We start from the raw sequence: 13962 nt of genomic DNA on the forward strand, positions 1-13962 counted from the left end.
TATATACTGAAAGACCATTGCTGGATTTTGAGGTTTTTCTTTTCAGTATTTATAAATTTCTACATTACGGATTCCCATAAAAAATTTGATTTAAGAATCTACATTTGAAGTCTAATTATGAAGTTATTGTCAATATAACATCGAATTAAGAATAATTGGATAGATCAGGACTTACAAAAATTAATTAATTATGAGACATTACTTTTTAATAATATCCACAATTTTACTATCTTGTTGCAAGAATGGAAAATTAAACCAAAAAGAAGATCAGAGTTCAGACTCAAATGTTGCAATTTCGCTTGCGGGTGAAAAATGGATAGAGATTTATGGTAAATCAGTAAATGAACAAAAATCATTTGTTGCAGAAAAGAAAAATGATAGTCTTTGGATGGTTCAGGGAACCCTACCAAAGAATAGATTAGGAGGTGTTGCTTATGCAGAGGTAAATATTAAAACTAAGAAAGTTATTAAATATACTCACGGAAAATAAGAACATTATAAACACAAAAAAACCTCGCAAAATGCGAGGTTTTTTGTGTTTATAGCGCAGCTACATTTTTTATTAAAGAAATATTTATTTTTTTTGTGGTAAGCATTTTTCCATGAGTCTGAAAATGGTTTGCTTGTCTTCTTCTTCTTCCTCTTCTTCTTTGAGCTGTTGAATAAGTCTTATTTTTTGGAGTTCCGTTTTTATTGGGGTACTCTGTATTTAAATCATAAAATAACCTGTTCAGATTTGAACTTCTGCATGCTTAGTCGTCTTATTACATAATTTTTAAAAAATCTCTTCCTATTATTTTAAACACGTCAAGTTTTGACGCCATGTCAGTTTAGCTTTGCGTTAAGAAAATATCACATATTTATCAATTTTGTTCAAGCTATTGTGATATGTGTTAAAAAAAAGTTAAATTAGCAACAAATCTTAATAACCAAATCATGAAAAAACTTTGCATGGGTGTATTTCTTGTATGCACAATATGTTTTTTACATTCTCAACCCGGAGGTCCTTTGACACCTGTTTTTAACGGTCAAAATTCTGCCTCCTTACCGTTAACACCGGAAGCCTATTCTCTTTTGAAATTTGATATTAATCCCGTTGATCTGAATACAGGAATACCCGACATATCTGAAAATTTATATTCTGTTGGGCTAGACAAAAATATCAGTATCAACCTGAATATCAAATATCATCCTTCCGGGATCAGAATTAAAGAAATGTCTGGTCTGGTAGGGCAGGGTTGGAACCTTACTAACTTTGGTGTTGTAACTAGGGAAGTTAATGGCTTGCCGGATGATAAGCCGATGTACGGTATTTTAGATAATGGTTTTGAAAATGCTTTATCTCAATATGGTTTATCTCATGACCAAACGATAAAATACATGTATGATTCTAAATTTGGAACCGAAGATATTGAATATGATGTATTCCACTTCAGCTTTATGAATCATTCGGGCAGCTTTAAATTAAATAAGAATGGAACCGGTGTTTATATCGGCAGAGAGGGAAATTATAAAATATTCTATGAAAGAAATCAAAATGATGCCGGCAGAATTTCAAGAATTACGATAACCGATGATTTAGGTTATAAATATCTATTTGATAAGAAAGTCATAGATGGACGAACTGTTACAAAGGTGCTTACTTACGAGAATATGCATTCATGTATGCCATATACTCCTATGGAAAGCACTCTTTTGCCTCCGCCTTATGTAACCTGGTACTTAAGCGAGATTCAGACTCCAGAAAATGTAACATTATGCCAGTTTTCTTATGATGCATCCACAGAAGTTCCGCCACCTGCAAAATCAGAAGAAGTAAATCTGCGACTGGATGATATGAATATCGGGGATCTGGGATCCGGTGGACAAATTTTAGAAGATGACGCAAATACTGCAGAAAACTGTACTCCGCAATTTTGTAATCATAGAAGCTTGCTGCCAAGGTACTCAACTACTACGATCCAGAATACCGCAGGTCTTGCATTGACGAAAATCAATATGATCAATAAGGGGAGTATCGATTTTAACGTAGTGAGCGGGAAGGTTGAGTCAATTTCAATCAAAACACTTTCGGGAAGTACGATTAAAAAAATAGATTTCAATTATCTTACCACCTACAGTGGACGCAGATTCTTAAAAGATTTATATATCAAAAACAAAGATAATGTACAGGCTTATAAATACTCTTTTGAATATGAATCACCGGAAATGTTGCCATCGATCCTAACTGATCATTATGATTACTGGGGATATTTTAATAACAAAACCAATACGGATCTGATTATTGATGGTAAAAATGTAAGTTCTGAAAATAAGTGGGCCGACAAAGATTTCGTGACTTCCGGCGTTCTTAAAAAGATGATTTTACCAACCGGTGGATACAAAGAGTTTTTATTTGAATCGAACCGATATACAAAAGAGTTGAGCAATCCCAACCTCATATATGATGTTGCTGAAAACAGGACACCAGCCAGTTCTTATTTTTCTCAAACTATTTTTAATGGGATTTCCACGCCGGATGGGAGCTCATTTATTTACATTAAAAATGCACAAAGAATTGTTCTTAATTTTTCAGCGTCGCAGAATCAAAGTACATCAGATATTGCTGCTAAGAGCCTTACGATAACACCCATTATCTTCACACCATCAAATCCTAGTCATCCCAACTGGATTCTTCAGAGTGAAATAGACAATGCTTCTGAAGAAAATTCGTCCAATACAATACAGCCCCGATCAAAACAATATGTCACACTGGACAATGCTAATAGTAAACAGATCAGCTTTTATGGAAAAGGATATTACAGAATATCGATAACCGGCAATGGAGATATCCAGTTCAATCCTGTTCAGTATCACGTAAATACTTATTATTATACGCTTCAGGATAATATACAGTACTTATATGGCGGCGGACTAAGAATAAAGGAAATAAAGATAAGTGATGGTAATGATCTATATTCTAAAAATTATGATTATACTGATCCACTTAACATTAAAAAATCCAGTGGAGAGATTATCAATACTCCTGTTTTTACAAAAGTTCATGCATATAAATGGTCACAGGTATATGGCAGTAATTTTATCGGATATTCAATCGTTCCGCAGACCACGCAGTATTTGAGTGTTAGTGAACTTGGTCATTCTTCTGTAAATGCCATTAAGGGAAGCTATGTTAATTATAAATTTGTAAAAGTATCAGATAATAAAGGTAAAATAGAAAACACATTTTCCGTGTACTCAGATTATCCCGATATTACCTATGACGATATCTTTTATCCTGCTTACAAATTCCATCATCAGGATTATAAAATAGGTTTGTTAATAAACAGTAAAGTTATTGGTCTTAATAACGTTTTACTGAGAAATACAGATAACCAGTATGAGATACATGATTACACAGCTAGCTTGAATTATAAGATATATAATAATAGTGGAGGTTGTTATTTGCAAAACGGACCATGGTCATCCCGAGTGGGATCTTATAATTCTTATATGAGTAATCTCAATGCTCAGCCTTACCCTTCATCTGAATGCGGAACCAATCCTTTGTCTTCGTCGCTAATTCTTAACTCATTTGAAAAATACGGATTTAGTGGAATAAAAGAAAATAAGGAAATCGAATATTTAGGGACTCATTCTCTGGAAAAAACTATTAAAACAACTTATAATCAACGAGATTATGTGTCAAAAAAGACTGAAATATCTGCAGACAGCAGTATTAAGGAAATTACTTATAGTTATGCACATGAGAAATCAAATGCAAAATTGATTAATGCAAATATTATTGGCATTCCTCTGGAGAGTTCAGTGTTGAAAAAAGCTGATTTGCTGGATAATGGAAAGATTGTATCAAAATCTGAAAGTAAATATGATGATCCTACCCATCATTTTCCAAGTTCAGTTCTATCATTGGATCTACAGAATCAAAATGTGTCTACCGTTGAAGGTACCTATGACCGATATGATGCTCAGGGAAATCTATTGCAATACACTACAAAGGATGGCATACCGGTGTCTATTATATGGGGTTACAATGATATGCAGCCAATTGCAAAAATAGCAGGAGCACAATGGTCTGATATATCCACATCACTTATTAATACGATTGTCAATCAGTCAAATAATGATGCACAATTTGAGACATCTGCTACTGATCAGTCTTTAATCAATGTTTTAGATACTTTCCGAAAAGATACGACTTTATCATCTTATCGTATCACAACGTACACCTATGACCAAATGATTGGAGTAACCAGTATTACGCCACCATCAGGAATCAGGGAAATATACATTTATGATCCTTTCAACAGGTTAAAAGAAATCAGAGAAAATAATTCTACCGGAAAGATTATAAAAGAATTTAAATACAATTATAAACAATAAAAACTCAAATCATGAAAAAGCTCTACACGAGTGCATTCCTTATGTGCGCTGCTGCAATATTCTATGCTCAGGATGTGGTATGGCAGAAAGACATCAAATCCTCCACTCAGGATTTTCTTTCTCAGGTGACCACAACGATCGATCAGCAATATCTCATTACAGGAAGTTCCATTCAGGCAAAAAAACTGACTTCCGAAAACAAACAGAATAACGGTTACGATTTTCATTTGGTAAAGCTCAACCAGCAGGGTGAGGAAGTCTGGGAAAAATATTTATCGGGACAAAACCATGACTTTCTTTCTGCAACGGTTGCCACACAGGAAGGCGGTTTTTTACTGGCAGGAACTTCGTACTCCAACGCAGGATTAGACAAAAAAGACAATGCAAAAGGCGGCAGCGACATCTGGCTCATCAGAATCAACGAATTCGGAGACGAGCTATGGCAGAAAACTTTAGGATCGGCTCAGGATGAAGAAGCGAAAGCAGTGATCCAAACTACAGATTTCGGATTTTTTGTTGCAGGAAATGTTCAGAATGCTCCAAAAGGTCACGGATCGAAAGATGTAGTGATCTCAAGACTGGATAAAAACGGAAAAGAATTGTCACAAATCATTTTAGGCGGCAAGGGACTGGATGAAGTGGAAAAAATGATTCCTACTTTGGATGGCGGTGCTTTGCTCGGAATTTACTCAAGAAGTACTGTTGGCGGTTCCAAGAAAACCGAAAACTTCGGAGAAGGTGATTTTTGGATTGTAAAGCTGAATAAAGAAGGAAAAGTAGAATGGGAAAAGAACTTTGGAGGTAAAAGTGATGACCATTTGCGGACTTTGGCAATGACTTCTACAGGATTTATCGTTGGCGGAGAATCAAGATCAGAAAGATCAGGAAATAAGACAACAGGAATTGAAGAAGGAACCGACATCTGGTTGATTTCTTTAAATGACCGAGGTGAAGAACTGTGGCAAAAATCCTACAATTTTAAAAACAGGGATGTTTTGATGGGGATGAATGTGATTCAGAGGAAAGATGAAAGAGCAAAGAATAAAGATTTAACTCAGGGAATTTTACTCGGTGGTTATACACAGGCAGAAGGCAGAATTGAAACCGATGACGAAACCTTCTGGATGTTGTATTTAAATTCTGAAGGCAGCGAACAGTGGAGAAAGCACGTAAAGGGAGAATCTAGAAAAAAGGAAGAACGTTTGTCTGACATCAAATTAAACAGAGACGGCTCAATTATTTTAGCAGGAACCAGTGCTGAAGAATTAGGAAAGGAAAACTGGAAGATCGTTAAGTTGGGCGATAAACAGCTTGATCAGTTGATTGAAAAGCAGGATATTAAAATCTATCCGAATCCTGTTTCGGATTACTGTTATGTGGAGATTGGGCTTGATTTTAAAGAAGCAGATATCACGATTTATGACATGGGCGGAAGACAGCTCCAAACACTAAAAACCAAAAACAAAATCACGAAGATCAATACGCAGAATCTAATTCAGGGAGCTTATTTGGTGACGATAAAAACGGATACGAATAAAACTGCGAACGCTAAATTGATTAAGAAATAGACAAAATGAAAAATTCACTATTATCTACAATTTTAACATTTTCGATTTTAAATATTGTTTTTGGACAGGAGCAGGGGAGTCACACACCCAATATAATTCCTCCAGCTCCATCTGTAAATAATCTGATGAAATTTGAAGAAGTTCCGGTGAGTAACTATACAGGGATACCCGATATTTCCATTCCAATAGCAAATTTAAATACAGGATTGAAAAATGTTTCTTTAAATGTTAACATCAAGTACCACTCAAATAATCTGAAGCCGGAAGAGAAAGCTGGTGAATTAGGTATTGGTTGGAGTTTATTTGCAGGAGGTACCATTTCCAGAACTGTAATCGGTTTGCCCGACGAAAAAGTAACATATACAATAACCGACTGGCCAATAAGTAGTTATAATTCACGGAAAAAATTAGGAATATACATTGACGATTCTTCAAGTGAAATACCCAAAAATTATGCGAGAAAGTATCTTGATATTGTTTTGAATGGAATTCAGCCTACGGTTACCGACGATCGGAATTTAAAAAGGCTATTATACGAAAGTCTTTATCAGAATACATTTGATACCGATTATGATATTTATCAATATTCTTTTCTGGGTTATACAGGAAGATTTATTGTTAAAAAAGTTATTGATCAATTAGTCGTAAATAAGCTCGATAAAAATAATCTAAGGATAGTTTGTAATCATAATAGTTTTGAACCAATATCATTCACAATTACAGATGAGTTTGGTAATAATTTTCTTTTTGATGTAACTGAGAAATCAAGTACATTTAATTTTAGCGATTCTCAAGGGTTTTTTGGAGGTCAGTATACTTCTGCAAGTCATAACTCAGCAGAATTTAACAGTAGTTATCATTTGAGCAAAATGGAAAACTACAACAATTATACATTTGTAAATTTATTATACGGTGAAGAAAAGGAAATAGCAATTGTTAACCAAAACCAGGTTAGCAGAACGTATAAACATTCGAATGGTAATTTGAATCATGTGTTACCCATTATAAATAGCCAATTTGATCCATATTTGCCTAAGGTGATGGAAATTTCTTCTATTGGAATCAAAACTAAAACAAAGCAGTTAAAAGAAATAAATATATCAGGCCACGGGAAAATAGAATTCTCTTACATTTATGGTAGAAGTGACAGCAATTATTACGGAAGCGGAAATTCTACACTTCAAAATTTAGCAACACTTGACGAAATAAAAGTTTACTCGACATCTCATCTTATTGATCGATATAAATTCACTTATGATTATGAGCTGGCAACGAATAGTGTGCAGCGTCTACGGCTAAGAAATGTAGCTAAAATCAACATCCAAAATAACTCGAACCTTTTTGATTATGATTTAAATTATTACAATTATCCATTAGAGACTGTAGAAGATGAATGGAGATTTGTGAAATGTAAAAAATACATTTATGCGACTCAAGATTACTCCGATGAATGCGTTAGGGCAGGACAGTTAAAATCAATGAAAATTCCGACGGCAGGTAATATAGAAATAGAGTATGAAGTAAACACTTATACTCACAGACCGGAGAGCCTTCCGAGTGAAATAAGTGATTTTAATGAAAATGAATTAAACTGGGACACATTTAATAACTCAGTTGTTTTCAATAATTTTAATCAAAGCATGAAATATGCATTCACATTATCTGAAGAATCAATGTTTGCAACCTACTTTGATACATCAAGCATAAACCAATATGCTTGGAATATGAGGGTTTTAAGAAAGGAAGGAAGCAATTATATTGAAGTTGGTGCTGTTGGGACCGCCTTTTCTAGTGCTAATGATCCTTACCCGACAGAATATTCTAAAATGCTAAGTCCTGGAGAATATTATTTCCAGATGGTTACCGCTGATTTAAATGCTGGCAGCATGTCATTTAATGTAAACTTCAATACATATTATAAAAAGAAGAATCAGAATAATTTTAAATATTTACAAGGCGGAGGAATTAGGGTGAAAACATTGAAATATTACACATCTTTAAGTAATACATTGTCGGATAAAACTCTCCATTATAAATATCAAGATATCAATGATGTAAAGAAAAGTAGCGGAGCACTCGTTTTCCCAAAACCTTTGTTAAATTATACTGAAGCATATCAGACAAATGTTGCATATCGAGATCCATACTATCCAAATCTTATATCACATGATAATTTTCAAAATGATTTAGTTCATTATTCTAACAGAAATTTCCTTAATGTACAAAAGACTAAAGGTGGAGATATTGGCTACCAGTTTGTTGAAGTTTCACAGCTTGATAAAGGCAAAGAGGTATATCAGTATACAAGTCCGATAGATCAGCCGAATAGCTCTACTGTATCCATAATGCCTCCTTTTTTACCAACATTAAATCATGATTATCTAAGAGGTAATTTACTTAATAAAAAAAGTTTTAGTAATAACAATATTTTATTACAAGAACAAAAACTTACTTATGATAATTATGAATCTACTGTTGTTGCAGGTATAGGTTTTTATTATAACAACAATAATGGCTTGGGCGATTTCTTGTATGGTAGTGTTTTTACTGGTTACGATCAATTTTTAAGCTTATTAAATATGCCATGTTTGGATTTAGATAATTTTTGTCAATGGTATGATAATCTTTATCACTATTATAAAAATTATTTATCTATTGATCCTTATAATTTTATAAGTCCTTACATTAAATACGAAGTAGTGGGTAAAGCAAATTTAGATTTGGAAGAAATTATCGAATATTTTGCCAATCAAAAGACTTTGAAAACAACAAAGTTATATCAATATAACACAAGAGATTATCCTATTAAACAGGTGACTATTCATTCAGATTCAAAGATCACAGAAACCAATTACCAGTATGCTCATGAGAAAGGCAACACGCGCCTGATCAATGCCAATATGATCGCTGTTCCTCTAGAAACTTCTGTCCTTCAAAAACAGAGTTCTGCAGACTCTGGTAAAATAATCGGAAAAACAGAAACAAAATATGACCATCCTGCAAACCTGTTCCCAAGTTCAGCTTTGTCATTTGATTTTCAAAATACTTCTTCTACCGATTTAACCTACGACCAATACGACAGCAAGGGGAATTTATTGCAGTACACAACGAGGGAAGGTATACCGACCTCGATTATCTGGGGATATAACGGGACTCAGCCGATTGCGAAGGTTACCGGTGTTCCGTATTCTACAGCAAACAGTTTGGCGTCAGCAATTATTGCAGCCTCTGATCTTGACGCTTCGAATTCGTCGAATGAACCTGCTTTATTGGATGCTTTGGATGCCTTCAGAAAGAATTCAGCCTTGACAGAAGCTCAGATTTCGACCTATACTTACGATCCTTTGATTGGAGTAACGACTGTGACTCCACCTTCTGGCATCAGAGAAATATATACCTATGATTCTGCCAACAGGCTGGCAAATATTAAGGACATTGACGGCAAGCTGTTAAAGGAATTCAAATACAACTACAAACATTAAACGAAACCATGAAAAAAATAATCATTCCAATCAGTACTTTGTTTGTAGTGGGGATCTCCCATGCACAGACCCTCAATCTCAGTACTAATGAAAACTATGTCTATACCAAAACATATTTAACGGATCCTACCGCTTCGAGTCCAAAGAGTGTAGAAACCGTTCAGTATTTAGACGGTTTGGGCAGGCCCAAACAAGTCGTTAATATTAAAGCTTCTCCTCTGGGAAGGGATGTTGTTACGCATATCGAATATGACGGTTTCGGAAGACAGGTGAGAGATTACCTTCCTGTGACTCAGACTTTCACTGCCAATGGCAGCATATTTACAGCACCATTGGATTATGCTTCTCAGCCTGCCTCTTATGGTTCTGAGAAAATCTATTCTGAGAAAATCTTAGAAAACTCACCATTAGACAGGATTCAGCAACAAATCCATGTAGGTAATGCCTGGACGAATAAGCCGGTACAGTTCGGATATGAAACCAATTACAGTGGTGAAGTATACAAATTTGAGACAACGACAAGTTGGGTTAATAACAGCACATCATCTGTTTTAAGCCTGTCAAGTGCTGTCACTTTCCCTCCTAACCAATTGTACAAAAACATTATAACTGATGAAGACGGGAACATAACTATTGAATTTAAAAACGGACAAGGACAAACGTTATTGGTGAGAAAAACTGACGGACTCAATAATGTTGATACCTACTATGTTTACAATGAATACAATCAGTTAGCGTACGTCATTCCCCCCAAGGCGGTACACAATGCAATCACAGAAACCTTATTGAATGATCTCTGTTACCAATATAAATATGACGGCAGAAACCGATTGGTAGAAAAGAAGCTTCCTGGAAAAGGCTGGGAATATATGGTGTATGATAAAGCTGACAGACTTATTATGACACAGGATGCGAACTTAAACCAGCAGGGTAAATGGCTCATCACCAAATATGATACGCTTGGCAGAGTAATTTACACGGGCATCTTACCGGGTGGAAGCAGAGAAAGTATGCAGAATCAGGCAGGAAATTTGGTGATTACAGAAAACAGAGATGCAGGAGGTTTTACTAAAAACGGAATGCAGATTTATTACAGTAATGGATATTTCTTCAATATAGAAACCGTATTATCCGTTAATTACTACGACACTTATCCTACAGGAAGTCCCGCACTACCTGCCCAAGTATTAGGACAGAACGTACTGCCGCAGGATGCTCAAAATTCAAATATCAGTACCAAAAGTTTTCCTACTGCTTCTTATGTGAAAAATATTGAAGATGATAACTGGACAAAAAACTACACTTGGTATGACCAAAAAGGAAGACCGATAGGATCTCATTCTATCAACCATCTCGGAGGCTATACCAAAACAGAATCTGAGCTTGATTTTGCAGGAACTCCATTGCAGGTAGTAACAAGACACAAAAGGCTGGACTCGGATACTGAAAAAGTGATCGCAGAAACTTTTACGTATGATAACCAAAACAGACTGCTGGTTCACAAACATAAAGTAGATAACAATGCGGAAGAGATTCTAGCGCAGAATACCTACAATGAATTGTCGCAGTTACAAAACAAAAAAGTAGGCGGAACCAATGCGGCAACACCCTTGCAAAGCATTGATTATGCGTATAACATCCGTGGCTGGATGACGAAGATCAATGATCCTGCGAATTTAATTAACGGGAAACTGTTTGGGTATGAGATTAAATACAATAACCCTGAGGATACCAGTCTTTCGGGGGGGAGATTTAACGGGAACATTTCGGAGATTGACTGGAAAACAGCTACAACCCCTAATGACAATAAAAGAAGATATAATTACAAGTATGACATGCTTAACAGGCTTTTAGAAGGGGCATATTCAGATGTAAATGCTACAATCATAAATAATGATTATTTCACTGAAAAGCTGACTTATGATTTAAACGGTAATATAGTAACCTTGCAAAGGTTCGATATGCCGCCATCAGGTACAATTGCTAATAAAATTGATGATTTAATTTACAATTATGAAAATAATGGGGCAAGCAATAGGTTATCTCAAATCACACTTCCATCAGGTATCATTAATAACGGATCAGGATATAATGCATTAGGAAACATTTTTCAATATGATCTTAACGGAAATATGACTCAACATTTAGATAAGGTAATCAATGAAATTAATTATAATATTCTAAATCTTCCGTCCAGTATAAAGGCAAATCAGAGTAGTAAAAGATCAAATATCACACAATATACTTATAGAGCGGATGGTGTAAAATTAGCGAAATCATATGCAACCCAAACAGATATTAGTTCTACTAGTTATTTAGATGGGTTTCAGTATTCTTCGACAGGATTTTTGGTTTCTACCCCTCTAGTGCTTCAATTTGTACTGACGGCGGAAGGTTATTTTGATTTTGTAAAAAATAAGTATATTTATAATTATATTGACCATTTAGGAAATGTTAGGGTAAGCTATTCCAAAAATATTAATGACACAGCAGAAATTGTTGAAGAAAATAATTACTATCCTTTTGGTTTAAAACTCAAAGATTATAATGTTGGGAATGGAAGTGGAAATGGAAATTACAATTATAAGTACAACGGAAAGGAGTTACAAGAGACGGGCATGTATGATTACGGCGCAAGATTCTATATGCCCGATATTGGAAGATGGGGTGTGGTTGATCCCCTGGCGGAGAAGATGACAAGACATAGCCCTTATAATTATGTATTTAATAACCCGATTAAGTTTTTTGATCCTGATGGTAGAGCGCCTAAAGATGATTATCGAGTATATAAAGATGGCAGAAGAGAGTTAATTAGAACTACTAAAGATAAATTTGATAGATATTATAATGAAAACGGTTCAAAATCAATTAAAGTTAGTAAGGAATTTTCTAAAAGCTTTAGACAAAATGTAGAATGGGCTCCATACATTGGGTATCACCCTACAGAAACAACTATAACTTTAGAAAATCCTGATATCTCTTCAAAGCAAATTAAAAACTATTACTATTTTCTTGCATCGGTCACAAATAAAGAATGGCATTACGACAAATTGCACAAAGACGGTTTATTTGGAGATACCACATTATATTTAATTACTTCTCAACACCGTATAGGAGATGTTACTAATCATGGGATTGCAGAAAACTATGTAAAAAAAGATGGATACACTTGGTTAGAAACTGGGCATAGTCATCCTTTAGGCTTTCTAATGAAAGATTCTCACTATGATGCTTCTAGCCGACCTTCAGGATTTAATCCAAATGGAACTATTAAGCCAAACGAAGGAGGAGATCGAAGTGTTTTTGAAAATAATAAAGATATAATGCCTGAAAGTGCTTGGATTTTCATACCAACACAAAAGCATCCTAATATTATCAAATACGATCATGAAAGGTTTTGGGTTCCTAATCAAAAACAAGATAATGTTCACCGATAAATAATTATATTATGTACAAATATTGCTTAGTATTTTTTCTATTAATGTTTTCTTGTAAAGAGAAAAACTCTTTTAAAGAAATATCAATTAATGAAAATATTCTGAAAGAAATAAAGGAAGATAGAAAAGAATCGAAGAAACCAGGTGTATACATAGTAAGCTTATTTACAGATCATGGCGAGCATATATGCGAAATAGTAAAGTACCAAGAAGTTCTTGTTGCCTCAAATTTTAAAGGATGTCAGATATTGGATAAGGATACAATTTTTTTATATACCGATAATGAAAAAAAAATTTCCAAATGTTATAAATTAACAAACAATAAAATCTCATTTAATAAAAGAGAGCCTATTCTTGGAAATAAAAAAGAGATAGGATATTATAAACTTGATACATTAAATTGTTCAATAAAAAAGTTTAAATTAACCCCTGCTGCGCAAAGTTTATAACTTGGCGCAGATAAACAAAACCTCACAAAATGCGAGGTTTTTTGTTGTTTTATAAAGCGGCTAAATTTTTAGCAAAAAAATTGAAATTTTTGTTTTGTAAGCATCCTGTCAATGATTTTAAAAACGCTGCTTTGTGTTCATCCTCAAGTGGATCAATGCATGCTTCATCCACCGAATATCTTGATGGTTTCATTATGCGTTATCGGATGTTTATGAACTGGGAGTTGTGTACGCAGAATCCGGCTATACCGCTTATGAGTCGGAAGCGTTTATAGCATTTTTACAGGAAATAGGTTACGCTGCTAATGTTGACGAAAATCATATTGTAATGTTACAAACAGATAGCGATTTGAGAATGGATAATAGTGATGGTTTGGTATTACATCAAGGTGGAGCATATGGAGGAAGTTATAAATATGGCGGTAAAGTTCATGCAAATAATACCGTTAATCACTATTTTTTTAGGCAAATTAGAAACTATGATGGGTAAGGTTAAAGGTACTAGTATATTACATGAAGTATTGGAAGGTTATGCATGAGCGCTTTACTTTCTCCAGAAGTCCTGCTTGTGTCACAGAGTCTGATAAGAGTCAAGGATATAAAGCTCAAAGCTGTAGAACATCTATTTTTCTGTCTAAAGAAG

Annotated in this window: 8 protein-coding genes; 7 read left to right on the top strand and 1 reads right to left on the bottom strand. The window is 34.5% G+C overall.

Annotated elements, in window-relative coordinates:
- Positions 1-190: 190 nt before the first annotated feature.
- The 6 genes from ACZZ9T_RS11030 (at position 191) to ACZZ9T_RS11055 (ending at position 13319) form a co-directional block, all read left to right on the top strand.
- A complete protein-coding gene (locus ACZZ9T_RS11030) occupies positions 191-490 on the top strand; it encodes an NTF2 fold immunity protein (RefSeq protein WP_463442125.1) in 300 nt (99 codons plus the stop codon).
- A gap of 446 nt (positions 491-936) precedes the next feature.
- Positions 937-4383: a hypothetical protein gene (locus ACZZ9T_RS11035; protein ID WP_463442126.1), complete on the top strand. Its 3447-nt coding sequence runs from the start codon at positions 937-939 to the stop codon at positions 4381-4383.
- Between the two features lie 11 nt (positions 4384-4394).
- Positions 4395-5951: a T9SS type A sorting domain-containing protein gene (locus tag ACZZ9T_RS11040; RefSeq protein ID WP_463442127.1), complete on the top strand. Its 1557-nt coding sequence runs from the start codon at positions 4395-4397 to the stop codon at positions 5949-5951.
- 5 nt (positions 5952-5956) lie between these two features.
- Positions 5957-9433, top strand: coding sequence for a hypothetical protein (locus tag ACZZ9T_RS11045; protein ID WP_463442128.1), 3477 nt, complete (start codon positions 5957-5959; stop codon positions 9431-9433).
- A gap of 8 nt (positions 9434-9441) precedes the next feature.
- Positions 9442-12870, top strand: coding sequence for a DUF6443 domain-containing protein (locus tag ACZZ9T_RS11050; RefSeq protein ID WP_463442129.1), 3429 nt, complete (start codon positions 9442-9444; stop codon positions 12868-12870).
- 11 nt (positions 12871-12881) lie between these two features.
- Positions 12882-13319 carry a hypothetical protein gene (locus ACZZ9T_RS11055; RefSeq protein WP_463442130.1) on the top strand — a complete coding sequence of 146 codons (438 nt, stop codon included), beginning with the start codon at positions 12882-12884 and terminating at the stop codon, positions 13317-13319.
- Between the two features lie 49 nt (positions 13320-13368).
- Here ACZZ9T_RS11055 and ACZZ9T_RS11060 read toward each other — a convergent pair whose 3' ends face one another.
- Positions 13369-13512: a hypothetical protein gene (locus ACZZ9T_RS11060; RefSeq protein ID WP_463442131.1), complete on the bottom strand. Its 144-nt coding sequence runs from the start codon at positions 13510-13512 to the stop codon at positions 13369-13371.
- 33 nt (positions 13513-13545) lie between these two features.
- Here ACZZ9T_RS11060 and ACZZ9T_RS11065 point away from each other — a divergent pair, with 33 nt between their 5' ends.
- Positions 13546-13809, top strand: coding sequence for a hypothetical protein (locus ACZZ9T_RS11065; protein WP_463442132.1), 264 nt, complete (start codon positions 13546-13548; stop codon positions 13807-13809).
- Positions 13810-13962: the final 153 nt, after the last annotated feature.

The sequence above is a fragment of the Chryseobacterium sp. AC417 genome (genome assembly GCF_979258215.1).